This window comes from Achromobacter marplatensis (assembly GCF_002209535.1).
Classification (GTDB): domain Bacteria; phylum Pseudomonadota; class Gammaproteobacteria; order Burkholderiales; family Burkholderiaceae_B; genus Achromobacter; species Achromobacter marplatensis.
Map to the genome: position 1 here is coordinate 320,461 of NZ_NJIG01000005.1, position 24,935 is coordinate 345,395.

28 protein-coding genes are annotated in these 24,935 nt (G+C 64.8%); 16 read left to right on the plus strand and 12 right to left on the minus strand.

Going from position 1 to position 24,935, the window contains the following annotated elements; translation table 11 throughout:
* Positions 1 to 83: 83 nt before the first annotated feature.
* Genes CEY09_RS14270 through CEY09_RS14285 form a run of 4 tightly spaced genes read right to left on the minus strand, consistent with a single transcriptional unit; the run spans position 84 to position 5,086 of the window.
* Entirely contained in the window at positions 84 to 1,196 is a 1,113-nt protein-coding gene (locus CEY09_RS14270) for a DUF1513 domain-containing protein (protein ID WP_167390077.1), read from the minus strand.
* Positions 1,186 to 2,274: an imelysin family protein gene (locus CEY09_RS14275; RefSeq protein ID WP_088589106.1), complete on the minus strand. Its 1,089-nt coding sequence runs from the start codon at positions 2,272 to 2,274 to the stop codon at positions 1,186 to 1,188. The genes CEY09_RS14270 and CEY09_RS14275 overlap by 11 nt, the downstream gene beginning before the upstream one ends.
* A complete protein-coding gene (locus CEY09_RS14280; protein WP_088589107.1) occupies positions 2,274 to 3,791 on the minus strand; it encodes a di-heme oxidoreductase family protein in 1,518 nt (505 codons plus the stop codon). Before CEY09_RS14280 ends, CEY09_RS14275 begins: the two co-directional genes overlap by 1 nt.
* Positions 3,788 to 5,086, minus strand: a complete 1,299-nt coding sequence (locus CEY09_RS14285) for an imelysin family protein (protein WP_006225495.1) — start codon at positions 5,084 to 5,086, stop codon at positions 3,788 to 3,790. Before CEY09_RS14285 ends, CEY09_RS14280 begins: the two co-directional genes overlap by 4 nt.
* Before the next feature lie 155 nt (positions 5,087 to 5,241).
* Between CEY09_RS14285 and CEY09_RS14290 the strand changes: the two genes are divergently transcribed.
* Positions 5,242 to 5,706: an NAD(P)-dependent oxidoreductase gene (locus CEY09_RS14290; protein ID WP_272938459.1), complete on the plus strand. Its 465-nt coding sequence runs from the start codon at positions 5,242 to 5,244 to the stop codon at positions 5,704 to 5,706.
* A gap of 85 nt (positions 5,707 to 5,791) precedes the next feature.
* Here the strand turns inward: CEY09_RS14290 and CEY09_RS14295 are convergent, their stop codons facing one another.
* The 3 genes from CEY09_RS14295 to CEY09_RS14305 form a co-directional block, all read right to left on the minus strand.
* On the minus strand, positions 5,792 to 7,051 hold the full coding sequence (locus CEY09_RS14295; RefSeq protein ID WP_377785537.1) for an MFS transporter: 1,260 nt from the start codon (positions 7,049 to 7,051) through the stop codon (positions 5,792 to 5,794).
* A gap of 108 nt (positions 7,052 to 7,159) precedes the next feature.
* Entirely contained in the window at positions 7,160 to 7,831 is a 672-nt protein-coding gene (locus tag CEY09_RS14300) for a DUF4286 family protein (RefSeq protein WP_088589110.1), read from the minus strand.
* A gap of 124 nt (positions 7,832 to 7,955) precedes the next feature.
* Positions 7,956 to 8,867 (minus strand): LysR family transcriptional regulator, encoded by a 912-nt coding sequence (locus CEY09_RS14305; protein ID WP_088589278.1) that lies wholly within the window; start codon positions 8,865 to 8,867, stop codon positions 7,956 to 7,958.
* A 329-nt stretch (positions 8,868 to 9,196) separates the two neighbouring features.
* On the opposite strand from CEY09_RS14305, the gene CEY09_RS14310 reads away from it, so the two are divergent.
* Genes CEY09_RS14310 through CEY09_RS14335 form a run of 6 tightly spaced genes read left to right on the plus strand, consistent with a single transcriptional unit; the run spans position 9,197 to position 14,187 of the window.
* Entirely contained in the window at positions 9,197 to 10,204 is a 1,008-nt protein-coding gene (locus tag CEY09_RS14310; protein ID WP_006225487.1) for an ABC transporter substrate-binding protein, read from the plus strand.
* Positions 10,205 to 10,207: 3 nt separating this feature from the next.
* Positions 10,208 to 11,014, plus strand: coding sequence for an ABC transporter permease (locus CEY09_RS14315; RefSeq protein WP_035213440.1), 807 nt, complete (start codon positions 10,208 to 10,210; stop codon positions 11,012 to 11,014).
* Complete coding sequence (locus CEY09_RS14320; protein WP_006225485.1) at positions 11,015 to 11,836, plus strand: ABC transporter ATP-binding protein; 822 nt, start codon at positions 11,015 to 11,017, stop codon at positions 11,834 to 11,836.
* Between the two features lie 39 nt (positions 11,837 to 11,875).
* The gene (locus CEY09_RS14325; protein ID WP_006225484.1) at positions 11,876 to 12,058 is read left to right on the plus strand and encodes a DUF4089 domain-containing protein; all 183 of its coding nucleotides are present in this window, start codon (positions 11,876 to 11,878) and stop codon (positions 12,056 to 12,058) included.
* Positions 12,055 to 13,443: an AtzE family amidohydrolase gene (locus CEY09_RS14330; RefSeq protein ID WP_088589111.1), complete on the plus strand. Its 1,389-nt coding sequence runs from the start codon at positions 12,055 to 12,057 to the stop codon at positions 13,441 to 13,443. Before CEY09_RS14325 ends, CEY09_RS14330 begins: the two co-directional genes overlap by 4 nt.
* Before the next feature lie 36 nt (positions 13,444 to 13,479).
* Positions 13,480 to 14,187, plus strand: a complete 708-nt coding sequence (locus tag CEY09_RS14335; protein WP_088589112.1) for a GntR family transcriptional regulator — start codon at positions 13,480 to 13,482, stop codon at positions 14,185 to 14,187.
* A gap of 19 nt (positions 14,188 to 14,206) precedes the next feature.
* On the opposite strand, the gene CEY09_RS14340 is transcribed toward CEY09_RS14335, so the two are convergent.
* Complete coding sequence (locus CEY09_RS14340; protein WP_006225481.1) at positions 14,207 to 14,749, minus strand: antibiotic biosynthesis monooxygenase; 543 nt, start codon at positions 14,747 to 14,749, stop codon at positions 14,207 to 14,209.
* 209 nt (positions 14,750 to 14,958) lie between these two features.
* Between CEY09_RS14340 and hpxZ the strand changes: the two genes are divergently transcribed.
* Together hpxZ and CEY09_RS14350 are read left to right on the plus strand one after the other, a co-directional pair.
* Entirely contained in the window at positions 14,959 to 15,333 is a 375-nt protein-coding gene (hpxZ, locus tag CEY09_RS14345) for an oxalurate catabolism protein HpxZ (protein WP_088589113.1), read from the plus strand.
* Between the two features lie 126 nt (positions 15,334 to 15,459).
* A complete protein-coding gene (locus tag CEY09_RS14350; protein WP_088589114.1) occupies positions 15,460 to 16,014 on the plus strand; it encodes an NADPH-dependent FMN reductase in 555 nt (184 codons plus the stop codon).
* A 951-nt stretch (positions 16,015 to 16,965) separates the two neighbouring features.
* Here the strand turns inward: CEY09_RS14350 and CEY09_RS14355 are convergent.
* Complete coding sequence (locus CEY09_RS14355; RefSeq protein ID WP_006225477.1) at positions 16,966 to 17,181, minus strand: dodecin; 216 nt, start codon at positions 17,179 to 17,181, stop codon at positions 16,966 to 16,968.
* A gap of 184 nt (positions 17,182 to 17,365) precedes the next feature.
* Here CEY09_RS14355 and CEY09_RS14360 point away from each other — a divergent pair, with 184 nt between their 5' ends.
* Complete coding sequence (locus CEY09_RS14360; RefSeq protein ID WP_088589115.1) at positions 17,366 to 17,887, plus strand: DUF6496 domain-containing protein; 522 nt, start codon at positions 17,366 to 17,368, stop codon at positions 17,885 to 17,887.
* 12 nt (positions 17,888 to 17,899) lie between these two features.
* Here CEY09_RS14360 and CEY09_RS14365 read toward each other — a convergent pair whose 3' ends face one another.
* Positions 17,900 to 18,802 (minus strand): LysR family transcriptional regulator, encoded by a 903-nt coding sequence (locus tag CEY09_RS14365; protein WP_088589116.1) that lies wholly within the window; start codon positions 18,800 to 18,802, stop codon positions 17,900 to 17,902.
* A 112-nt stretch (positions 18,803 to 18,914) separates the two neighbouring features.
* On the opposite strand from CEY09_RS14365, the gene CEY09_RS14370 reads away from it, so the two are divergent.
* From CEY09_RS14370 to CEY09_RS14380, 3 genes are all read left to right on the plus strand, one after another.
* Positions 18,915 to 19,709 carry an SDR family NAD(P)-dependent oxidoreductase gene (locus CEY09_RS14370; protein WP_088589117.1) on the plus strand — a complete coding sequence of 265 codons (795 nt, stop codon included), beginning with the start codon at positions 18,915 to 18,917 and terminating at the stop codon, positions 19,707 to 19,709.
* Between the two features lie 31 nt (positions 19,710 to 19,740).
* Complete coding sequence (locus CEY09_RS14375) at positions 19,741 to 20,754, plus strand: zinc-binding alcohol dehydrogenase family protein (RefSeq protein WP_088589118.1); 1,014 nt, start codon at positions 19,741 to 19,743, stop codon at positions 20,752 to 20,754.
* Between the two features lie 174 nt (positions 20,755 to 20,928).
* Positions 20,929 to 21,168 carry a hypothetical protein gene (locus CEY09_RS14380; protein ID WP_088589119.1) on the plus strand — a complete coding sequence of 80 codons (240 nt, stop codon included), beginning with the start codon at positions 20,929 to 20,931 and terminating at the stop codon, positions 21,166 to 21,168.
* Between the two features lie 8 nt (positions 21,169 to 21,176).
* On the opposite strand, the gene CEY09_RS14385 is transcribed toward CEY09_RS14380, so the two are convergent.
* Both CEY09_RS14385 and CEY09_RS14390 read right to left on the minus strand, forming a co-directional pair.
* Positions 21,177 to 21,533 (minus strand): hypothetical protein, encoded by a 357-nt coding sequence (locus tag CEY09_RS14385; RefSeq protein ID WP_088589120.1) that lies wholly within the window; start codon positions 21,531 to 21,533, stop codon positions 21,177 to 21,179.
* An 84-nt stretch (positions 21,534 to 21,617) separates the two neighbouring features.
* The gene (locus tag CEY09_RS14390; RefSeq protein ID WP_088589121.1) at positions 21,618 to 22,523 is read right to left on the minus strand and encodes an aldose 1-epimerase; all 906 of its coding nucleotides are present in this window, start codon (positions 22,521 to 22,523) and stop codon (positions 21,618 to 21,620) included.
* 406 nt (positions 22,524 to 22,929) lie between these two features.
* Between CEY09_RS14390 and CEY09_RS31930 the strand changes: the two genes are divergently transcribed.
* The 3 genes from CEY09_RS31930 to CEY09_RS14405 all read left to right on the plus strand — a co-directional run bounded on the left by CEY09_RS31930 (position 22,930) and on the right by CEY09_RS14405 (position 24,876).
* Positions 22,930 to 24,090, plus strand: a complete 1,161-nt coding sequence (locus tag CEY09_RS31930) for a Nal1-like putative serine protease (protein ID WP_127185210.1) — start codon at positions 22,930 to 22,932, stop codon at positions 24,088 to 24,090.
* Between the two features lie 324 nt (positions 24,091 to 24,414).
* Positions 24,415 to 24,534 carry an SOS response-associated peptidase gene (locus tag CEY09_RS32505; RefSeq protein WP_234818302.1) on the plus strand — a complete coding sequence of 40 codons (120 nt, stop codon included), beginning with the start codon at positions 24,415 to 24,417 and terminating at the stop codon, positions 24,532 to 24,534.
* A gap of 48 nt (positions 24,535 to 24,582) precedes the next feature.
* The gene (locus tag CEY09_RS14405) at positions 24,583 to 24,876 is read left to right on the plus strand and encodes a hypothetical protein (RefSeq protein WP_088589123.1); all 294 of its coding nucleotides are present in this window, start codon (positions 24,583 to 24,585) and stop codon (positions 24,874 to 24,876) included.
* Positions 24,877 to 24,935 lie beyond the last annotated feature (59 nt).

Below are 24,935 nucleotides of genomic sequence, written 5' to 3' on the forward strand. Positions count from 1 at the left end.
ATGATCGATAAGCCAAGGGCCGCAATGCGGCCCCGGTATGTCAAGCTTTGTAAGCATACGCCCGACAGGCGCGCGGCAAGATGTCAGGTGGGCACGATGCGGAAATGATTGTCCCAGGACACCTCGCGCGACGGGGGCAGCACGGGCGATTCCCGGCCCGCGGCATCCGTGCGCAGCATCGCGCCCAATCCGCTGCTGACCAGGAAGCCGGCATCAGTGGCGGGTGCCACGCCGCAACCATCTGCCAGCAATGTCGTGCCCAGGCAGCGGCCGCTGGCGGTGTCCCAATAGATCACCTGTCCGCCGACGGGGCTGGAGGTGGCCACGATGCCGCCCGCCGCGTCCACCGTGACCGACCCCACGTAGTTGCGCATGTTGCGCAAGGTCTCGACCGGCCCTTCGAACAATTCCAGCTGCGCGCCGCGGCGATGCCGCCCCACCAGCGCCGGACGGTCGGCCGCCGGCCCCATGTACTGGCAGCCGAACCACACGCAACCGTCGGCCGCCAGCGCCAGATGCCGGATCGACAAGCGATGCAGCTCGGGGGCCAGTTCCACTTTTTCCAGCAGCTGGCCGCTGGCGGCATCGATATACGCCAGCGACGGGCGCATCGTGTCCAGGTTCAGTTCCAGCTTGCCGTAGTCGGGGTGCGTCAGGATGCCGCCGTTGGCCACGCACAGCGTCTTGCCGTCGGGCATCAGCACCACTTCATGCGGGCCGATGCCGCCGGAATCGAATTCGCCCACACGCCGCCAGGCGCCGCCGGGCGAGGCGTCGTAGATGCCCAGGACGCCACGGCCGCCCTCGAAGTCGTTCTCGGTGGCGGCCAGCAGCCGGCCACCGGCGATGAAGGCGCCATGACCGAAGAAATGGCGTTCGTCGGGCATCGGCAGCGCCTGCGGCTCGTCGCCGCCACGCAAGGAAAAAGCCACGGCGAAGAACCCGGGTTGCCGGCCGAACACGACCGCACGCTGGCTGGCGGAGTCGATGGCGAAGCTGTGCCCGCGCGCCGGCATGGGCACGACCAGGCGGTCGCGCCCGGTCTCGTCCAGCAGCACCGCTTCGTCGCGCCCGCCGCGCTTGCGCGCGCTCAGGTACAACGGCCCGCCATCGGCGGGCAGCACCGCCAGCGCCGCGCCGGGAGACAGCCCCAGCGCCGCGGCCAGCGACAGGAAGCGTCGGCGATCAATCCCCATCGAGCGCATTGAATCCGATGGTGACGCCCAATGCCGGCGCCAGGTCCTGATCGACGATGGCCTTGGCGTTCTTGATCGTGAGCGACGCCAACTGCAACTGGCGCCGGCCGTCTTCGTCTTTCAGCGCCGCCTCAAGCGGCGTGGGCACCGCCTGCAAGGTCTGCACCGCATTCTGCAATTCGCCGCGCACGGAGACGTCCATCCACTCGTCGCCGCGGGGCAGCGGATAGCCACCGGCTTGATAGAAGGCCTTCAGACCGTCCAGGTTGGCCGCCAGCAAACGCGTGGACAAATCGCTGCGCCAGAAAGCCGCGCGCTTGGGACGCGCCGCCTCGGGCGATTCGCCCAGCACCGGCAGGATCTTCACGTCGCGGGCGAACTGCAAGCCGGTGGACAAGGCCTTCATGGCCTCGGCCGCCACTTCCTGCGGATCGCGGTAAAGGTCGTTGCCCGCTTGCGGCTTGGCGAACTCGCGGCCGAATTCGCCCTGGGCGCTCCAGGCCTGGGCCACGTCGCCGGAAATCGTCGCGACGTTGGCGGCCACGGCGCGGGCGTAGTCGCATGCATAAGCGAACGTCGGCGCGCTGGTCTGCTTGAGAAGCGCAGGCTCGCCATACAGCACGTATTCCAACGCGGGCAATCCCTGCACGGCGACGCTGCGGCCTGCCAGCGCGCCCGGCGCCAGCACGGCAGGGTCGCCCGCCGCGATCAACTGCTGCACTTGCTTGGGCATCACGCCGCGCGTGTCCGGCCAGAAGGCCAAGCGCTCGAAACGGTTGGCCTGCACCAGCGGACCGAAGCGCAGAATTTCCACGCCCGACCAGGCCAGGGCCAGGTTCGTGAACGCGTCGCCCACGCGCGTGGCGCCCGCCGCATCCGGTTTGGCGCACCAGCCGCCCAACGCGCGATTGAGCGCGGCAGCGGCGTCCGCCATCTTGCCCACGGCCGGGCGGGCGTAGTCACGCGCCAGGCGTTCGCCCAAATCGGCGGGCAGTCGGGCTTGTGCGGCCACGGGCGCGGCCACCAGCAGCACCGCCGCCATGGCATGCTTGAACACAGGCTGGAAGGATCGGGCCATCACAGCGACTCCAGGAAACGGATCAGGTCGGCGCGTTCTTCGGGCGTCATCGCCACGACGCGGTCACGCGCGGGTTTGCCCGCGCCGTCATGCCACAGCACGGCTTCCAGCAGCGTGCGGGCGCGCCCGTCATGCAGCCAGGTGGCATTGGGATTCACGGTCTTGGTCAGGCCGATGCCCCACAGCGGCGGCGTGCGCCATTCGCGGCCGTTGGCTTCGCCGTCGGACACGCCGTCGGCCAGGCCTTCGCCCATGTCATGCACCAGCATGTCGGTGTAGGGCCAGATCAGCTGGAAGCGGTGCTCCGGCTGCTTGGCATTGCGGCTCGTCACGTACTTGGGCACGTGGCAGGCCACGCAATTGGCTTCATAGAAGAGCTTCTTGCCCGCCAGCACGCGCGCATCGTCCGCGTCGCGTCGCGCCGGCACGGCAAGATTAGTGGAATAGATCGTGACGAAGTCCATCAGCTTGGCCGGAACTTCCTCAGGGCCGAAGCGCGGCTGCGCGCCATGCGGCATGTCCAGGCACTGCTTCTGCGCCGGCGTGCAATCCCCCGAGTGCTTGGGGAACATCGGCGTGGACAGGCCCATGTCGTTGGAGAACGCGGCAGCGCTTTGCTGCTCGACCGTAGGCTGCCCGGCCTTCAGGTTGAAGCGGCCCAGCACACGCGCGCCCGTGTGCGCATCCGTGACCCAATTGGCCTTGCCGACGATGCCGTCGCGCTTGTCCGCGCCCACGTTGGCCAGGATGTCGGCCTCGTGGATGGATTCCAGCAATCCCAACCCGATCATGGGCGGCGCCAGGCGCGGCGAGATCTGCGTGTCGGCCCGCATCGGCCCGTAGCCGAGGTTCTCGATGCGGTAGGTAGGCTTCATCAACGTGGCGGTCTCCCCCCCGTTGAGCGCGACCGCGATGGGCTCGTATTCGATCTCCATGCGGCCTTCGGCGGGCAGGCCTGCCACCGCGAAGTTCTGCAGCTGCACGCCATAGACGGGTTCGGGCAAGGCCGCGAGCTCGCCCGCGGCAAGCTTGGGGTGCCCGCGGTCGGGACCGTTCGGCACGGCCAGGCGCAGCAACAGCGCCACCGCGTCCGTGCGCTCCAAAGGATCGAAGCCCGGCACCGTGCCGCGTCCGTCCTTGGTATGACAGGCCTGGCACGACCGTGCGTTGAACAGCGGCCCCAGACCGTCGGACGCCTGCGTGGAAGCAGGCGCCGACACCCAATCCTTGCGGAACAGGCCGTTGCCGACCTGGAATTCCTGCCGGCCTTCGAAGCTCATGTTGGCCGACGGCTGCGAAAAGATATCGGCGTTGATGAGCTTGTTGGTCGTGGCCGCGCCGGCTTGCATGGTCTCGAAGGTTTCCACCTTCGAGAAATCGCGCGTGGGCGCGGTAATCGCGGTAACGCGCTTCTGGTCTTCGGGCGTCAGGTCATCACGCCCGGCGGGCACATCAGGTGCGGCGGCGGCGCCGGCGTGAGCCGACGCCGCCAGTACGGCGGCTAATACGAGTTTCACTTGAATACGGCGTCGGGTTTATCCAGGCTGTCGGAACCTTCGATGGCGACCTTGCCCAAATCCAGCAACGCGATCACGCGTTCCAGGCTGCGGGTCTGGTCCACCAGGCGGTCGATGGCGGCCTGCACCATCGCGTTGCCTTCCTTGTTGCCGTCGGCAATCATCTGGTCATAGGTTTCGACCGTTTCGGCGCGCGTCTTCATCGCCTGCATGGCCGCCACCGTGGCGTCCAGCTTGGCGCGCACTTCGGCGTCCAGCTTCGGGTCCTTGGCCTTGACCAGTTCCGACAGGCTGGCGCCCTTGACTTCCTTGCCGTCGATGCGGGTGTAGGCGCCCAGGTAGACGTTGCGGATACCCAGTTGGTCGTAGTAGTGCGCGTTGTGCGTGTTGTCCGAGAAGCAGTCGTGCTCTTCTTCGGGGTCGTGCAGCATCAGGCCGAGCTTCATGCGTTCGCCGGCCAGTTCGCCGTACGACAGGCTGCCCAGACCGGTCAGCATGGCGATCAGGCCAGCCTTGGGGTCTTCTTCGACGGCCTTGCGCGCAGCGCCGTCCTTCTTCCAGTTGCCCACCATTTCTTCCAGGTCCGTCACCAGCAGATCGGTCACGGCCTTCAGGAATTCGATGCGGCGTTCGCAGTTGCCGCCGGTGCATTGCTTAGTGTCGAAGTCCGTATGCGGACGGTTGCCCGAATGGCGTTCTTGCGGCGTGCCCTTGCGGTCGGCCGGCGCCGGGCCCGTGCCGTTCAGGTCCTGGCCCCACAGCAGGAATTCGATGGCGTGGTAACCCGTGGCCACGTTAGCCTCGTTGCCGTCGGCCTCGTGCAGCACTTCGGACAGCAGCTGCGGCGTGATCTTGCTGACGTCGACCGTCTTGCCGCCCACCGAGATCTTGGAATTGGCGATGACGTTGACGGCGTAGTAGGCGTTCTCGTCGTTTTCGGTGCCGTAGGACGCGTCCACGTAATCGATCAGGCCTTCGTCCAGCGGCCAGGCGTTCACGCGGCCTTCCCAGTCGTCGACGATGGGGTTGCCAAAGCGGTAGGCCTCGGTCTGCTGGTAGGGCACGCGGGCCGCCAACCAGGCTTCGCGCGCGGCCTTCAGCGTTTCGGGGCTGGGCTTGGCGACCAGGGCATTGATGGCGGTGCGCAGCGTCTTGGCGGCAGTCAGCGAGTCTTCATAGCCCGCCAGCGCCAGATCCGAATAGGTGGCGACCACGGCCTTGGGCTCAACCGCGGCGTGGGCCGTTCCCCCGAATACCGCGGCGGCCAGCACCGCACCCAAAAGCAACTTGCGCATCGACTTTCTCCCGTAACTCGAACGGTGTCCGCCCCCGCGGCGGGCCGTTCCGACTTCAATTTTGTGGATGCGAGTGTAAACAATTTTCGTTTGATATTCAGCGTAAAGTCAGATACCTGACGTTTTTTTGAACGTAAGACGAGGACGAATCCACGCTGAACGCGGCTGTTGACGCGCACGCACACCGGCGTCGTGCCCCCGTGCGCCAGGCGCGGCATACCGTTACCTACAAGGACCTGGCGGGGCTGCTGCCCGGCGCGGACTGGCTGGTGCTGGCCTGCCCGCTGACACCTGCCACGCGAGAACTCGTGGACCGCCAGGCGCTGGCCGCCCTGCCCGCGCATGCCTCGATCGTCCACGTGGCCCGTGGCCATGTCATCGATGAAGCCGCGCTGATCGAGGCCCTGGCCGCCGGCCGACTAGGCGGCGCTTTCCTGGACGTGTTCCAGCAGGAACCGCTGCCGCCGGAATCCCCGCTGTGGACGCTGGAAAACACCATCGTCACGCCGCATAGCGCGGGCTTCTCGGACGGCAACCGCGCGCGCGTGCGCGGCCTGTTCCTGGCGAACCTGCGCCGATGGACACAAGCAGAGCCGCTGGCCAACCAGCTGGCCGGCTGAGGCATTGCGGCGCGAACAAAAAAAGCCCGGACATCGCGTCCGGGCCAAAGTTCCAGCCAAGCTTTCAGGCCGGCGCCCGGCAGTGTTACCGCTGCAGAGGCGCCTTGGCCGTTTCCTTCGCCGCCAGCAGCGCGATCGCGGTCACGACCAGCGCAGCGGCCACGTACAGCGAAATCGCCAATGTCGAGCTCCACGACTTGTACAGGCTGGCGATGATCAGCGGCGCAAAACCGCCGCCCACGATGCCGGCCAGCGTGTAGGCCAAGGACGAACCGGCGTAGCGCACGCGTCCCGGGAATTGCTCGGTGATGAACGCCGCTTGCGGGCCGTACATCAACGCATGGATCAGCAGGCCCACCACCACCGCCGCGCAGATGGCGATGGGATGCGCCGTATCCATCAGCACAAAGAACACGAATGCCCAGATCATGCCCAGCACCGCGCCCGCCAGATATACCGGCTTGCGGCCGATCTTGTCGGAAAGCGCCCCGCACAGCGGCACGGCAATCGCATTCAACGCCGCGCCCAGCATGGTGGCCGTCAACGCCATGGGTCGGGACAGGTGCAGCACCGTCGTCACGTAAGTCAGCGTGAACACGACGACCAACGCATACAGCACGTCCGAACCGATGCGCGAACCGCCCGCGATCAGCAATTGACGCCAGTACTGGCCCAGCACCTCTTTGATGGGCGTGCTGGCGGTCTCGCGCTTTTCTTCCATTTCGCGAAACACCGGCGTTTCCTCGACGCCGCGGCGCAGCCACAGGCCGAACATCACCAGCGCCACGCTGGACACGAACGGAATGCGCCAGCCCCAGGCCTGGAAGTCCTCGGCGCTGACAAAGGCCGTCACCAGGGCGATGAAGCCGGTGCCGATCAGCGTGCCGCACGACGGGCCGACCTGCGTGAAGGACGCGTTCCGGCCGCGCTGGTCCGGCTTGCCGTGTTCCATCGACAGCAGCACTGCGCCCGCCCATTCCCCGCCCAGGGCCACACCCTGCACGAAGCGCAGCGCCACCAGTGCCACCGGCGCCCACACGCCCCACGAGGCATAGGTCGGCAACAGGCCCATCAAACCGGTCGAGACACCCATGATGACCAGCGTTGCGACCAGCACGAACTTGCGTCCCAGGCGATCGCCCAGGTGGCCGAACACGAAGCCGCCCAAGGGCCGCGACACATAGCCCACCGCGTAGGTCGAGAACGCCAGGATCGTGCCCGTCAAGGGATCAAAGGACGGAAAGAAGATGGAATTGAAGACCAGCGCCGCCATCAGGTTGTAGATGGTGAAGTCGTACCACTCCAGCGTGGTCCCGACCGAGCTGGCCATGGCCAGCCGGCGCATCTTGTTCGGCGTCGCCGCGGTGTTGGCCGCCTTCGCGGCGTGCAAGGCATGTTCTGCCATGAATTTCCCCTTGTTGTGTATCGGTAGAGAGTCGGGCGTAGCCGCGATTTAGCGCAGATCAGAGGCGTTCAGCTTCCAGCCCAGTTCAAGCAGCCAGCCATCCGCCGGATCCGTCTTGAAAACGCTGGCCGCCTGTTCTCGCAGGGCATGCGCGGCGGGCTCGAAGCTGGCCTCGACGACGAACAGCGGCGCCAGTTGGCGGTTGTCTTTGGATTCGCGCGGCAAAGGCGTGCTGAGCGTGGTGTCGGGCACCAGCAAGTAGGACTGGACGAAGCCGTCTGCCTGGGACAAGGCCAAGCCCACGTCGCGGGCCCGGGCAATCAGCGCCGCCGCGTCGTCCGCCATCGGCAAGGGCAACACCACCAATTGGCTGCCGCTACCGAACCCCGTCACGGCCTCGACGGCGCAGACGCGGCGCATCGGGTCGCGCATGCGGTCCAGGTTTGCGATCGACCACGGCGTCTGGCGTTCAAAGGCGGCGCGGTAGTCGGCGGTGGTGAAGGCAGCCAGCGATTCGGTCCGGTACAGGCCCAGGTACTTGCGGCCGCCGCTGCGCGACACGTAACGCGCGCCAGACAGGAAGCCGGGGATGCGCACGCGCTCTTCGACATGCTCGCGGTCGTACCAGCGGTTGAAATCGGGTTCATCGGCCGCCCCGACGTCGGACGCGACGAAGAGCAGGCCATTGGGAGTCGAGGCAGATGCGGCAGAGTGGCTCATAGCGGAAGACCAACGTTCCTTCAATTTCAGAAGGCCACATCTTCATCCGCCAGGCGGGACAGGGACAAACGAGTAATTCTTCCTGCCAGCAACAGAATTACTGAGCGCTACCCTAGGGATAACACTATTGCGCCGATCCGAAACGCGGTTCCGCGACCGACGTCGTGAACTGGTCGGACGCGCGGCTGGCCAGTTCGGCGACCAGCCGGATGGCGTCCGACCCGGCGCTTTCCACATAGCTCACCACGAGCAGTTGCGGGGGCACCGGCATGTCGCTGCGGATCACCTGCACTTCCCCGCGCGCCACATACTCGTAGATGGGCGGCAGCGGTACCAGCGCGCGGCCAAAGCCGCTTTTCACCAGCCGCGCCAGCGCCGAAATGGAGCTGACGCAATGCACCTTGCCCAGCGGCATGCCGGCCTCGCGGTACAGCGCCTTCAGCGCTTCATGCGGCTGCGAGCCTGGGCTCATGGTCAGCACGGGTTCGCTCAGCAATTGCTGCACGGTCAGCGAATCCTCATCGCCCGCGCGCCCCACCCAGCCCATTTCCATGGGCAGGCAGGCGGTGCTGATGATGCCGGGGTCGCTCAGCAGGTCTGTCTGCAGCGCGATGTCCAGCGCGCCTTCGCGCAGGCCCCGGTGCAGCCCGCGCGTGGTTTCGGAGGTCAATTGCACTTCGATGCCCGGGTAGGTGGACTTCAGGTTCGTCAAAAAGCCGATCAGCCAGGTGTGCACCACCGTTTCGATGGCGCCGATGCGCACCAGGCCGAAGACCTCGTCGCCTCGCTTGCCCAGCGACAGGATCTGCTGGCGGATTTCCAGCAAGCGTTCGCCGTAGTCCAGCAGCCGGGTACCGACCGCGGTCAGCCGCAGTTCCTTGGCGTCGCGCTCGAACAGGCGCGCGCCGATGTCTTCTTCCAGCGAGGCGATGCGATTGGCCACCGCCGCCTGGGTGATATGGAGACGGTCGCTCGCGGCCCGGAAACTGCCCAGCCGCGCCGACCACAGAAATGCTTCGACAAAACGCGTATTCATCTTGAACCTGCGCCGACGGGCGGCGCCCTTCTTCCCGTCTGCTTCAAACGCCCGGGGCGGCAAGCCCCGGTCCGCGTACATGCTACCGCCTAACCGTCCGGATGCGGGCCCGTGTCCGCGTCCACAAGCTGTTGCGTCCCCTTAAATGGTGCGCCATGCACCAAAGTGGTTCATTCCCGGCACCAGCGCGACGCCCGGGAATGCGTCCGTCATAGGGCGCGGGCACGCTGGCGAAAGTTGGCACGGGTCTTGCTTGATGACTGGTATGCAAGCTTGTCTACAAGGCAAGCGCCGTCACCGGAAACACCGAGAGCACACCAGGAGCCCCCATGATCAACCGCAATGCGCCCTACGCCTTCAACGCCACCCGCCGCCGCCTGATCCAGGGGGCCGCGATGGGCGCCGCAACGCTGGCCGCGCCCGCGCTGGTACGCGCGCAGTCGGGGCCAGTGATTCGCATCGGCTTCTGGCCCGTGGCCGCCGGCCTGCCCTTCTACGCCGCCATCGAAAAAGGCTACTTCAAGGAAGCCGGCCTGAATGTCGAACCGCTGAAGTTCGCCGGCGCCCAGCAGGTCATGGAGGCCATGCTGGCCGGACGCGCGGACGGCAGCGCCAACGGCACCGGCTCGGCCAACCTGGCCATCGGCGAAATCGCCTCGCCTGGCCTGTTCAAGATTTTCGCCTCCAATCCCAGCAACGCCAAGAACGTGCTGGACGAGTTCATTGTCGCGAAAGACAGTCCCATCAAATCCATCGCAGACCTCAAGGGGAAAAAGGTCGGATCTGGACCCGGCATCCAGAACGCCACGCTGGCCAAAGCAGTACTGGAGCGCGCCGGCGCAACCGGGGCAACCGTGGTCGAGTTGGCGATCAGCCAACACGTCGCCGCGGTTGCCGCCGGCCAGTTGGATGCTTGCTACACGCTGGAGCCCACGGGCACCGTGGGTCGCTTGAACGGCACCACCCGCGTGCTGGAAACCGGCGTCATCGCCAAATACGTACTGGGCGACCCGATGGCGCCGTGGTTTGGCGGATCGGCCTCGCTGACCACCGCCTTCCTGAAAAAGCATCCTGAAGAAAGCAAGAAATTCATCGCCGCCTATGCGCGCGGCATCGAACTGATCCGTACCAAGCCCGAAGAGGCGCGTCCCTTCATGAAGGGCTACACCGCCATCGAAGGCCCGATGACCGAAGCCGTGCCGCTGGCCGCCTACACGCTCTACAACGAGTTCACGCCCGGCGACATCCAGTACTTCCAGAAATTCTTCGACCTCTTCACTGACAAGGGAATCTTCGCGCAGAAGGTCGACGTATCGACCATGCTTTACAAGGGCTGATCCATGACCGCAACCACCGCAAGCGGCGCCGCCACGGCGAAGAAGCCGCCCGCCAGGTTCAACGGAACCCGTCTCTTGCCGCTGATCGGCCCGCTGGCGCTGTTCGTGGTGTGGGATCTGGTTGTACGCCTGCAACTGGTCAGCCCCGTGCTCTTGCCCACGCCCAGCGCCACGGTCGTGGCGTTGGTCAAGGGCCTGGCGGGGGGCCCATTGCTGTGGGACTTCCTGTCGTCCTTGAACCGCACGCTGCAGGCCTTCATCATCGCCGGCGTCATCGGCGTGCCCTTGGGCGTGCTGCTGGGCAGCAATGAAAAGGCCTATCGCAGCGTTGAATTCCTGGTGGATTTTTTCCGATCCACCCCATCGTCCGCGCTGATCCCGCTGTTCCTGATGATCTTCGGCGTGACAGACATGAACAAGATCGCCATCGCCGCTTTCGCGGCCGTGCTGGTCATCCTGTTCAACAGCGCCTACGGCGTCATCAATGCGCGCAAGCAGCGCGTGATGGCGGCGCGCGTGATGGGCGCGTCGCGGTGGCAAATATTCAAGGACGTGCTGATCTGGGAAAGCCTGCAGCCCACGTTCGTCGGCCTGCGCAGCGGCGTGTCGATGGCGCTGGTGATCGTGATCGTGGCGGAAATGTTCATCGGCTCGGACAGCGGGCTGGGCAACCGCATCATCAATGCGCAGCAAGTGCTGAACGTGCGCGAGATGTACGCGTCGATCCTGGCGGCCGGCGCCCTGGGCTATGTGCTGAACATTCTTTTTCTCATGCTGGAAAAGCGCGTGGTCCACTGGAGCGGCCGATAAATGTCCACCGTCATCAACCCCATCATCGCCCCCGCGCCTGCCGCAGCACCGTTCGCGCCCGGCCCGCTCGGCACGCACATCACCATCCGCGGCCTGACCAAGTACTTCGCGGGCTGGCCGCTGTACGAAGATTTCAACCTGGACATCCCCAAAGGCAAGATCGTCTCGGTATTCGGCCCCAACGGCTGCGGCAAGTCCACGCTGATCAACATGATCGCGGGGCTGATCCCCATCGACGCCGGCGAGATCCTGTTCGACGGCAAGTCACTGGCGCAGACCAAGATCGGCTACGTCTTCCAGAACTACCGCGAAGCCATGTTCCCGTGGCTGCGCACGATCGACAACATCGCCTATCCGCTGCGCCTGGAAGGCCGCAGCAAGGCCGAGGTGGACGCCCGCGTGGAAGAACTGGTGGCGTCTTTCGACGTCAAGTTCGACTTGAAGCGCTACCCCTATGAATTGTCGGGTGGCCAGCAGCAGACGGCCTCCATCATGCGCGCGCTAGCGCCCGGCCCCGAAGTGCTGTTTCTGGACGAGCCGTTCTCGGCGCTGGATTTCGAGATGACGCTGTTCATCCGCGAAAAGCTGCAGGAAGTCTTCATGCAGACCGGCACCACCATGCTGCTGGTCTCGCATGACCTGGAGGAAGCCGTGTACCTGGCCGACCAGATCCTGCTCCTGACCAAGCGGCCCACGCGCGTGGCCGAAATCCTGGACTACGCCGACGCCCGCCCCCGCACCGTGGAAACGCTGTCCGAACCCAGCTTCATCCAGATGAAGAAACTCAGCCTGGAAATCTTCCAGCGCGAAGTGCGCAAGTAAGCAAGCCAGTCACCATCCAGTCCACCGGGAGAGTCCGCCATGACCCAGGAAACCATCGATCAATACGTGCGCAGCGCCTTGGCGCTGTCGGGGTATGCCTTGCGCGAAGCCACCACGGCCGAGGTCGTGCAGCAGTTCTCGCGCATCCACGACATTGCGGCCAGCTTCGTGGACGAAGCGCTGCCCGTCGAGCTGGAATCGGCTTCGGTGTTCCGCCCGTGACCGGCCCCGCCGCAGACATCGCCCGCCAGGTCGCCAGCGGCGAGCGCAGCGCCGTGGCCGTGCTGGACGCCACGCTCGCGCGCATCCGCGAGCACGATCCCCGCTACAACTGCTTTACCGCAGTCACGGAAAGCCGCGCGCGGCATGAGGCGGCGGCTATCGACGCGCGACGCGCCCGCGGTGAACCGTTACCGCCGCTGGCAGGCGTGCCCTACGCAGTAAAGAACCTGTTCGACATCGCCGACGAAGTCACGCTGGCCGGCGGACGGGTCAACGCCTCCAACGCGCCGGCCCCCCAGGATGCGCGGTTGGTAACCCGCATGCGCGAGGCTGGCGCCGTGCTGGTCGGCGCGCTGAACATGGATGAACACGCCTACGGTTTCACCACCGAGAACACCCATTACGGCGCATGCCGCAACCCGCACGACACCACCCGCATTGCGGGCGGCTCGTCCGGCGGCAGCGCGGCCGCCGTGGCGGGCGGTCTGGTGCCGCTGACGTTGGGATCGGACACCAACGGGTCTATCCGCGTGCCGGCTTCGCTTTGCGGCATCTTCGGCCTGAAACCCACCTTGGGCCGCTTGTCGCGCACGGGGTCCTTCCCCTTTGTGGGCAGCCTGGACCATCTGGGGCCTTTCGCCGCCAGCGCCAGCGATCTGGCTGCCGCCTACGATGCCTTGCAAGGCCCGGACGCCGATGACGCGGCCTGCGCGCAATACGCCGTCGATCCCGTCCTGCCTGGCCTACGCGCCGGTGCGCGCGACCTGCGCGTCGCGGTGCTGGGCGGGTACTTCGCGGAATGGGCCGGCTCGCAGGCGCGTCGCGCCGTCGAGATCGCCGCCCGCGCGCTGGACGCCACCGCCGTCGTCGAACTGCCCGGCGCAGCGCAGGCTCGCGCCGCCGCCTTCATCATCACCGCGGCCGAAGGCGGTGCGCTGCATCGCCGCCGGCTCGTCACGCACTACGACTATTACGAACCGCATTCTCGCGACCGCCTGGTCGCGGGCAGCCTCGTGCCCGCCGCCTGGGTGCAGCAGGCGCAGCGCGTGCGCCATCGCGTCTATCGCCAAGCGCTGGCCTTGTTCGACCAATATGACGTGCTGATCGCGCCCGCCACGCCCGTTTCCGCCACCAAAGTCGGCACCGACTGGTTGACGCTGGCGGGCAAGTCTTTGCCGGCACGCGCCAGCATGGGTCTTTTGACGCAACCGATCTCTTGCATCGGCCTGCCGGTCTGCACGGCGCCCACCTGGCCCGAAACCGAGCAGGACGGGCATCTGCCGCTGGGCGTGCAATTGATCGGCGCCCCCTGGCGCGAAGCCGACTGTCTTGGCGCCGCCTACGCGCTGGAGCAGGCCGGCGTGTCCCGGGTCCGTACGCCCTGAACCGCCCCTTTCCCGATTCCCTTTCAAGGCAACGCTATGGAAACCGCTTTCACCGCCATCGACATGCCGCGCACGCTGGCCGACACGGCCTACGGGTCGCTGAAACGGGACATCCTGGATTTCCGGCTTGCCCCGGGCGACCGCTTCACGGAAACCGAGATCGCGGACCGCTTGCAAGTCAGCCGCACGCCCGTGCGTGAAGCGCTGTTCCGGCTGGAACGCGAAGGCTATCTTGAGGTGCGGCAGCGCAATGGCTGGCTGGTCAAGCCGCTGGACTTCAATACGCTGGACCACTTCTATGAGTTGCGCAGCGTGCTGGAAATCGCGGCCGTGCACGCGCTGTGCACCCCAGGCCAGGTGCCGGACCCACTGCGTGCGTTGCATGCGCTGGCGGACATCTGGCTGGTGGACGACAGCGAACGTTCCAGCGACGGCGAATGGCTGGCCGACCTGGATGAACGCTTTCACATCGACCTGGTGGCCGCGGCCGGCAATCCCGAGATATCGCGCGTGCACCGCGCCGCCACCGAACGCATCCGCATCGTGCGGCGGCTGGATTTCACCTTGCCCGACCGCGTCGGCAAGACCTACGAGGAACATGGCGCAATCCTGCGCGCGCTGCTGGCGCGCGATGCGCCCGACGCCGCCCGGCTGCTGCAATCCCATATCCAGGATAGCCAGACGGCCGTGCGCAAGATCACGCTGCACCGTCTGTATTCCACGCGCCGCGCCAAGGCGGCCTAGGCGCGGTCCAGGACGGTCTTCAACCCGCCCGCAGCCAGCGCTGCAGCACGCGCGTGATGACGGGGATGCAGACAAACACCATGATGGGCGTCAGGATCACGCTGGTGATCAACACGCGCCAGAATATCGGCAGGATGCTCAAGTGCTCGCTGACCAGTATCGAGAACACCAGCAGGACCGGAAAGTAGGCCAGCCAGATGCTGACGGCCTGCTTCCAGCGCGGCGGCGCGCTGGCGGCCTTGGGCGCAAACCAGCCCTCGGTGCCGCTGACCCGGTGCTCGTGGCTAGCCCGCACCAGCGTTGCCCCGCGTTCCAGCCACATCCGGCGCGGCAAGGATTTTTCCCAGCGGTTCAGGCTGGCCGCATCGGTGAAGCGCAACACTATCTGATACTGGTCGCCGCCTTCGGGCGGTTGCAGCACGCCCGACCCGAGAAAGCCCGGGAACCCCGCCGCGAGGATTTCGCCCTGGCGCATCCAGGACAGGAAATCGCTATAGCGCTCGGGCGCGATGTGCCGGGTAACCAGCATGGTCACCGGGGCGGAAAGGGCGGAACTGGACATGGCGGAACTCCTGGGCAGCGGTGCAGCGTGTTATGTCATGCGAATGCAGTGTTAACCCTAGCAAGCGGCATGCCAGCCTTGCGGCGCAACAATCCCCCTGGGCGAATGGCGTTGCGGACGCCAACACGGACAATTGACGCACCGCACCAGACACCATATTGGTGATTACCCTAGAACTCGCACCAGAACGGTGCATATGGAGAAGACGCATGGAAATCAACCTGCCCGACGTCGTGGCGGAAGTGACAGCGGCGTTCGAGCGCTATGAGACCGCCCTGGTCAACAACCAGGTGGACGTGCTGGACACCCTGTTCTGGGATAGCCCGCACACCTTGCGCTACGGCGCAAGCGAAAACCTGTACGGCTACGACGCGATCCGCGCATTCCGCGCCGGGCGCTCGCCGCAGGGCCTCGCCCGCCGCGTGCTGCGCACGGCCATCACCACCTACGGCACCGACTTCGCCACCGCCAACCTGGAATTCCAGCGCGACGGCAGCGAGCGCATCGGTCGCCAAAGCCAGACCTGGATGCGTACGCCCGCAGGCTGGCGCGTGGTGTCCGCGCACGTCAGCCTGATGACATAGGGTGGTCACCAAAGGCGGACATACTCGACTGGCCTGCACGCGATAACGATATTCGGAATCGGCATTGAGCAGGCCGCTGTCCAGGTCTACACTGGGTATTCCATTTCCCGTTGGAGCACACGCCTCATGAGCACCTACAAGATTGCTGTTTTCGTCGGAAGCCTGCGCGCCGCCTCCATCAATCTGCGGCTGGCCCGTGCGCTTGAAAAGCTGGTTCCTGCCGATTTCAAGTTCGAGTACGTGAGCCTGGGCGACATCCCGCTCTACAACCAGGACAACGAGAACAATCTGCCCGCGCCGGCCGCCAAGCTCAAGCAGCAGATCGCCGACGCGCAAGGCATCTTGTTCGTCTCGCCCGAACACAACCGTTCGTTGCCCGCCGCCATCAAGAACGCGATTGACTGGGGCTCGCGCCCATGGGGCCAGAATTCGTGGCCCGGCAAGGCCGTCGGCATCGTGGGCGCATCGCCCAGCGCCGCAGGCACCGCGATGATGCAGCAGCACCTGCGCAACATCCTGGCCGCCGAAGGCGCCAATGCGCTGACCACGCCCGAAGTCTTCCTGCAATATTCGGAAGGCTTGGTCGACGACCAGTTCACCATCACCAACGAAGGCACGCGCAAATTCCTGCAAGGCTGGATTGACCGCTATGTGGATTGGGTCAAGAAGCTGAACAGCTGATCGCCGCCGCTGCCGGCCAGGGCCACGGCCCGGCCGGCGCCGATCGCCCGATCTACCTCCGGGCGATCAAGCCCCCCGATGCGTCGGGGGGCTTTTTTTTCGTCGGCCCGCCCCAAGACAAAAATGCCCCCCCGGGGGGGTAGCAAGCACGCGAAGCGTGCGCGGCGTGGGGGCTCTTTTTTGACTGGCGCATCAATCCAGAAAGCTCGACCCCGCATACATACGCGGACGATTTCACGGCTTGCCCAGCAGAAAGCCACGGCGTACAGAAGTATTGCCGCGCCGCCGCCGGGCCGCCCCAAGGCGGCGCAGCCCCCTCGGGGGGCAGCAAGCACGCGAAGCGTGCGCGGCGTGGGGGCATACTTATCCCCGCCAACTGTGGAGAACGTTGAGGACAGCTTTGGGGTAGACCGGAAATCCCCTGTCCTGCCAAGCACTTGCAGGGGGTGGTCAGATAATGCCCAATCATCCTTTTGGATGAGTTTTGGCGGTTTTATCCACGAAAAGGCTGGATGTCTGTCCAGGCCTTTACTGGCATGAAGACCGCATGTGGATTTGTCCCAGCATTCTGTGGAAAAGCATGAGGACAGCTTGAGGGCAGGTCCGAAATCCCTTGCGATATCAATGCCCTGCAAGGGGTGGTCAAGAAAGGCCCAGACGCGGGATTTGCAACCCGGGTTGTCCCCGCCAAATGTGGATAAGCCTGAGGACAGTGTGCGGGTAGTCGCCAAATCCCCTTATGCAGCAAGGACTTGGAGCGAGCGGGCAAGAAACGCTCAGCCAGACGCGTGAAACGTCCCGATCTTAATTCTTGCCAAGCGATGGGGATAAGCAGACAGGCTTGTCCCCATCGAATGTGGACAAGCCTATGAACAGTCAGATAACAAGCCTGAAAAGTCCTTATCCGACAATCACTTGGAAGGGCTGCTCAAAAAAGACGCAGCACGTACATCACTCATTGCCTTCCAGCCGCATGCCGATCTTCAACCCGACCTGCCAATGCGCCACCTTGCCGTCCTTGATGTGGCCTCGCACTTCGGTCACTTCGAACCAATCCAGATTGCGCAGGGTCTCCGAGGCGCGCTCGATGGCTTTGGCGATTGCATCATCGGTGGACTTGGTGGAAGAGCCCACCAGTTCGATTTGCTTGTAGACATGGTTCGACATAGCTCGTCTCCGCTAACGATGTGAGTCTTCAATCGTCGGCCCGAGCGCCTTTCCGGCGCTTACGACCGGCAATCCATTCGAACACACAGGATACCTCCGCAGCGATAGAGTGGTGTTACGAGTTCCGTCGCCCGGTCTCGACAGGCGACGGAATCGGCTCCCGCAACCCAGCAAGGAGACCACCATGCCTGAACGAAAAACCCTGGAACGCGCCAAGCGCGACAAGCGCCAAGGCAAGTCGGCATCGACGCAGGCCGGAGAATTCGTGCGCGAAGAAATCGACCACGTCCGTGAGGGCAAGCACGGCGTGCGGTCCACCAAGCAGGCCATCGCGATCGGACTGTCCGAAGCGCGCCGCGCGGGCGTGAAGTTGCCGGCTTCGAAGGGCGCCAGCGCGGCGACCAAGCGCAAGGCTGAACAGGACACCCGCGCGGCCAAAGATGGGCACGCCAAGTCCGCCACCCGCGCCCGCGCCACCACCGCCGCGCTGAAAAAGGAAAGCACCACGCCCGCATCGCGTGCCGCGCTATCACGCCAGGCCACCAACACCGCCAGCCGGCGCACGGCGGCGGACCGCTCGGCAGCCGCCAAGAAAGCGGCCGCCACCAAGGGTGCGGCGGGACGGTCAGCCGCGGCGAAGAAAGCGGCCCGCACGCGCGCAGCGAACAAGCAGGCGGGCGGCGCGCACCATCGCGCCGCGCATTGAACGAGGCTGCGCCTAGCCCGCGTCGAAAAGCTTGAAGCGTTCCTGCAGGAATTCGCGCATGCGTTTGACGGCGGGCGACAGCAACATGCGATGCACGCACAGCAGATACAAGGGTGATGGCTCGGTGACGTAGTCTGGCAACAGTTCAACCAGCCTGCCCGCGCGCAGATCGGACAGCACGTCGTAGCGTGACTTATAGGCCACGCCGTGCCCGGCCAATGCCCAACGCCGCACCAGGTCGCCGTCGTCGCCTACGCGGTCGCCCTTGACCGGCACCGTCGTGCTGGTGCCCTCGCGTTCAAAGGTCCAACGGTCATGCAAGGTTTCGCCCAGCACGAACGACAGGCAATTGTGGCGGCGCAAATCGGCGGGCGCCTGCGGCACGCCATGGCGCGCCAGATAGGCGGGCGATGCGCACACGACGCGACGGTTGTGCTCGGCCAGCGGCAGGGCCACCAGCGCCGAGTCGTTCGGCGTGCCGTAGCGGATGGCGATGTCGACCGGCTGGCGGTACAGATCCGCCAGCCGGTCGCTGATGCGCACCTGGAAGCTGACGCGCGGATGCTGGTGCTGAAAATCGTCCAGCCAGGGCAACAGCACATTGCGCCCCAGGTCCGAGGGGATGGAAACCGACAGCGTGCCCGAAATTGCGGTCTTGTCGCGAGCCATCGCGTTCTTGCCGGCTTCCAGCGTGGAGATCGCCGACCGGGCGTACTCCAGGTAGCGCTCCCCATCGCTCGTCAGCCGCAGGCTGCGCGTAGAGCGCACGAACAGGCGCGTCTCAAGCGTCAACTCCAGCCGTTTGAGCGCGGCGCTGGCTACGGCTGGCGTCAAGTCCAGTTCGCGCGCAGCGGCGGAAAAGCTGCCGTGGTCAGCCGCCGCCACAAAGATCCTCAAGTCCTCGAACCGGACCATGATCGCCTCATTTTCAAAAAAATATTGAAACTGAGTCGGATGCTAGCCGGTTTTTCATCGCTGCGGACTGGGTAATCATGGCCCTGTTCCCCGACATCTTTGGAGTCACCGTATGAAAATCGAACTGAACGGCAAGAAAGCCCTGGTCACCGGATCTTCTGGCGGCATCGGGCTGGCCATCGCCCTAGGATTGGCCGAAGCTGGCGCCGAAGTCGTCCTGCACGGCCGCAACGCCGACAAGCTGGCCCTCGCTGCCCAAGCCATCACCCGGAAATTCCCTACTGCCCACGTGAGCACCGTGCAGGCAGACCTGGCCACGGCCGATGGCGCGGCCTCGGTTTGCGCCGCCCATCCCGATGTGGACATCCTGGTCAACAACGCCGGCTTCTTCGCGCCCAAGTCCTTCACCGAAATCACCGACGACGACTGGCAGACCATGATGGATACCAACGTCATGAGCGGCATCCGCCTGTCGCGCTACTACCTGCCGCGCATGATGGCCGCGAACTGGGGCCGAATCATCTTCATCTCGAGCGAATCCGGCGTGCAGATCCCCGCTGAAATGATCCACTACGGCGTCAGCAAGACAGCCCTGCTGGGCGTGTCGCGCGGCTTGGCCGAACTGACCGCCGGCACCGGCGTCACGGTCAACGCGGTGCTGCCCGGCCCGACGCGCTCGGAAGGGGTGGCCGACTTCTTCGCGGAAATGGCCAAGGAACAAGGCGTGTCGCAGGACGACATGGAACGCGACTTCATCGCCCAGCACCGCCCGACGTCGCTGCTGCGCCGCCTCGCCACGGTGGAAGAGGTAGCCAACATGGTCGTCTACACCTGCTCTACGCAAGCCTCGGCCACCAACGGCGCCGCGCTGCGCGTCGACGGCGGCGTCGTCCGCTCCATCCTGTGATTTCCGCCCTTACCCCACACCGAGCCGCCCCATGAAAGCCATCGCCTATTTCAAGAACCTGCCCGCCGACCACGCCGACGCCCTTCAAGACATCACGCTTGACGAACCCGTGCCCGGCGACCATGACCTGCTGGTCGACGTGCACGCCATTTCCGTCAACCCGGTAGATGTGAAAATCCGGGCCAACCGCGCGCCGAAGGACGGCCAAGCCGAGGTCATCGGTTGGGACGCCGCCGGCATCGTACGCGCCGTGGGCGCCAAGACCAGCCTGTTCAAACCCGGCGACCGTGTCTGGTATGCGGGCGCTCTGAACCGGCCGGGCGCCAATAGCGAACGCCATGTGGTCGACGAGCGCATCGTCGGCCGCATGCCCGACACCCTGGACTTCGCCCAGGCCGCAGCCCTGCCGTTGACGACGATCACCGCCTGGGAGCTGCTGTTCGACCGCCTGCGCGTGCTGGACAACGCTGCGCCCAGCCAGCGAACCCTGCTTGTCATCGGCGCGGCCGGCGGCGTGGGGTCGATCCTGGTGCAGTTGGCGCGCCAGCTGACCGGCCTGACGGTGATCGGCACGGCCTCACGGCCCGAAACGCAAGCGTGGGTGCGCGAGCTGGGCGCTCACCATGTCATCGACCACAGCAAGCCCCTGACCGAAGAGCTCAAGCGCATCGGTTTCGATCAGGTCAGCTATATCGCCGGCCTGAACCAGACCGACAAGCACTTTCCGCAGATGGCGGCAGCAATCGCCCCGCAGGGCAAGATCGCGCTGATCGACGACCCGGCCGCCATCGACGTCCGCTTGCTGAAAGGCAAATCCGCGTCGCTGCATTGGGAATTCATGTTCGCGCGCCCCCTGCACAACACGCCCGACATGATCGCCCAGCACGAACTGCTGAACCAGGCGGCCCGCCTGATCGATAACGGCACCCTGCGCACGACGCTGGGCGAGCACTACGGCACGATCAACGCCGCCAACCTGCGCCGCGCCCACGCGTTCATCGAAAGCGGCAAGGCGCAGGGCAAGGTGGTGCTGGAAGGGTTCTGAACCGGGCCTTTTGCGGGGCATCCCAGGGGCTCCGCCCGTTCCCGGGCGGGGCCCCTCGCCATTCAGGCCGGAAAGCGGTAAAAACGCGGGCGGACTGTTCCGCACGAAAATTACCGGGAGCTTCCCCTGCTTGCCCATTTGATCGATCAAACGCTAGAGCCGCTCCTGTGGGGAATGGTCGCGTTTACCCTGTTGATGCTTCGGCTGGCTCCGCTACAGGGCTGGAAGGCCGTCATCGTCGCCGGCGTGGCTGCGGGCATGGTGTTCGACACCATCCAGTTTCGCGTCGGCCCTCCCCGTCTGTGGGATTCGCTGGTCTTCAGCTCCATGCTGGCGGCCCTGCTGGCGGCAGCTGTATTGGAAACCGCCGTCCACCTGTACGCGCGGATACGCGCCGGGCGTGCTCAACGCTGAAGGGTAGGCTAGCCGCGCCCTTCCCGCTTGGCGCGGGCGTGCGGATCATTGATCTCGGTGTCGAGTTCCGTGATCAGCCAATCGAACCAGCCCTTTTCCGTGCGCGCGTAGACCACCGCGGCTGGCGTCTTGCCGTCGCGCCAGCCGGCCTGATGCGTGTCCATCCACGACGCCAGGCTCTTGTGCGGCGCCAGCAGGCCCGACAACCAGCTCCAGAGGTAGTCGGGCACATTGCGCCGGAAACCCTTCGCGCTGGCATAGATGGTGGGCTCAAGCGGCAGGCTGCCCGAGCGGGCCAGCTTCTCTTGCACCCGGCGCAACGTCTCGGCTGCGGCCTGCAATTGTTCGGTGCTGAGCTTTTTCACGTAGGGACTCCTGGGTTGGATTTGCCCGGATTATCGCCGGAGGTACCGGCGCTTTCCAAGCACTGCGTTCTGACGCCGCAGGGTTCAGCGCTGGCCGCGCGGCAGGGTCAGGCCCAGCAGACAGGTGGCGCTGAACCGGGCTCCCGGCTCCAGCGTCCGCATGCCCGTGCGCGTATCGCCGTCGGCAGCCCGGTTGAAGGCATCCGCCACATTGGTGACCGGCTCCACGCACAGAAAGTCCGAGCCCGGCGCGGTATAGACCACAAGATGCGCAAACGCGGGATCCGCGTGCAACGCCAATTCACGCCCGTCCGCCCAGTGCAGGGTGGCGCGCCCTTCCCATTGCGACAGATAGGTATCGCACCCTTCGGCCGACTGGCGCAACTCGCGCACATGCTTGACCCGGCTGCCCGTCGGTATGCCATCGGCATCGGCCGGCCACACCCGCCGCGCATTCAGGGTGACCCGCTCGGCGGTGAAGTACGGATGGATGCCCAGACCGAAAGGCATGGGCGTGTCGCCCTGGTTGGTGATGCTCAAGGACAAGCTCAACCCACGCGCGTCCAGCCGGTAGCGCTGCACGCATTCGAACGGCCAGGGCCATCCCAGCACGCCGGCCGGCTGGCTCAGCACCAGATCAATGCTGTCTGCCGCAAGGTTGCGCACCTGCCACGCCTGGAACAGGCCGGCGCCATGTATCGCATTCGGGCGGCCCGCCACGGATTGCAGCGCATGCCGCGCGCCATTGAAGGTGAACACGCCATCGCGGATGCGGTTGGAATACGGCGCCAACGGGTACGACCCTGCCCGCGGCCATTTGCCCGCCGGCCATTGGGTTGGCGTCAGCGGTACGATCCAATCCAATGCGCCAGTCGACAAGCGGGTCAGACGTCCACCGCCACCGGGCGCGAATTCGGCTTGGTGCCCACCGCCTGAAATGACGACGCGCTCGGTCGCATCCAAGGGGTCGGCAAAAGGGTATTCCTGCATCAGCGGCTCCCGCGGCAGTCACAGTGCCACGTCGCAAGATTGTGACGCCGGCATCCTGCGGGGGCAAGTTGGGCTAGCGGGACGGCGCCGCCGCAACGTCCGATGCGCCCGGACAAACAAGTCCCACGCCCTTCTCCCTGCCCCCCGCTCCGGCCCGATACAATCACGGGCATGAATTCAGCAACACAAAACACTGCCGCCGACGCCCACGCGGGCCACACCCCAATGATGCATAGGGATGTTTCATAGGGAGCTTCTGGCAATTATGGTATTGGTTACGCCAAAAGTTACGCCAGAAATCCTTAAATCCGACGGTGAGAAAGTCAGCTTGCACCCACCCAATTGGTAACATTTTGCCTCACATCGTTTACTTCCTGCATAATCCTCACGCAAAAGTGAGGACCACATGGATCAACGAGTTGCTGAAGACCTGCCCGTGAACCCTGAAATGGCCGAGCAGCCAGTGAATGAAGCATCACTGCGGACATCCGCAATGAAGTTTCTCGCTTGGGCTCACCAGCGGGGTTTGCTTTCGACCGACGCTTATTATCCAGGCGATGGATACGAGGCACCGGTACTCGCAAATGCGACAGATGCTGCAGTATCTCTCCTACGAGCAAAGCTCATACGCGCCGTTGGAATAAACGTGTCTGTTCCAGAGATAGTGGTATTTCTCCAGCGGGCGGTACCAGGAGTTCGACAAGTACTAACACTGCCGACTGCTTGTGACGGCATTCAGTTGAAGTATCACCAGGGGCAGCCTGACCCGGTCACACCGTCAGCAGTTGGTCAAGCAGCCAACCCGTGCGCAGTCCACCAAGCTCAGGCGGGCGGACAGTTTTATACGTGCGGGAGTTCCATTTCTGTGGGGAACGCGGCCGCCGCCGGAACGCTTGGGTGTCTGGTACGTGATGCCGCAGGCGATCTTTACGGCCTATCGAACAATCATGTCTCGGGAGGTTGCAATTACGCTCCAGGGGGACTTCCCATTCTGGCTCCTGGCGTAATGGACGTCAGCCCGAACATGCCACATCCGTTCACCATTGGCACCCACCAGCGCCAGCTTCCGATGAACATGGGGGATCCAACCACTGTAGATACGCTGATCAATCAAGACGCCAGTATTTTTAAGATTGTGGCGGTGGATCGGATCTCGTCGATGCAACAAAATAGTTACGACACGCCGGCTGCCAGCATGCCTCTGATGGGCGGCATGCATGTCAAAAAGGTCGGCCGAAGCTCCGGCTTTACAGAGGGCGTCGTGTTGGGCGAAATGGTGGGCGCCCACCGTGTAAACTATCAAGCACCGGAGCACGCTTTCAGCGGCCCCGTGTACTTCGACCGCATGTTTGCAGTGGTGGGTAAGGCAGACCGCTTCTCCGAACCGGGCGACTCTGGGTCGCTAGTGGTACATGAAGCTCCTGATGGGATTGACTACGCAGTCGGCATCATAGTTGCGGGGTATACCGACAACCGGGCGCCGGGCAATATCGTTTCGCTGATCATGCCCATCGAGCCTATCTTGGTCAGCTTCAACGTGACTCTTGTTGCTGGCCACAACGTGTGAGAACCAAACCATGGACGCTGCCAGAGAACTTTACGAGAAGCTCGGCACGCCTCGCGGCCAGTTGACGGTGACGTGGGGCTTAGACCCTTTGGGAAACCGCTTTTTGCAGGTATGGATTCAATCGGGCTTTCCTGTGCGAGGAATACCCTCTTCGTTTCGTGGGTACAAAGTTGAGTATTCGACAGCACCACAAACGAAGGCGTTTCGCGGCTTCGCACTAGGCATATAGACCTGGCTCATTCGCCATGTGCTCGCTTTACCGGGCCGACAAGAAGGCCGAGGACGCTATTCCGCGACTATCACCAGGCCGGCAAGGAAAAGCGCATGGTCGTCATCCTGCCGGAGGGCGCGTACAGCGATTGGCTGACCGCGCCCGCTGACGCCGCCAAAGAATTCCTCGCGCCCTTCCCGGCGGATAAGCTGGTCGCCACCCCGATGAAGTGAAGCGGCGCGAGGCGGACTATACTGGATATATAACCAGTGTTCTCCGCCATGACGTTCAAACCTCCCCTCACCCACGCCGACCTCCGGACCATCCGCGAGCGTCAGCCCTGGAACCCCGATGTGATCGCCCTGCTATGGGAGGTCAAGCGGCTGCGCTCGGTCCTGCTGCGCGCCTACCAACTGTCGGACGACTTCAAGCGCCCGGCCGGCATCACGGGCGGCCTCTACGACGACTTCATGAAAGGGCTGCGGGAAGAACCCTGTGTCATCGAGCGAGACAAGGACGTCCAGGAAATGATGGAAACGCCGGACAAGCTGCGCAAGGGGATGGCGCCGCGTTAGAAACAAGGTGCCTGACTCGCAGTGTTCAAGTAGGCCAGATTTGGCTGCGAAGCTATGCG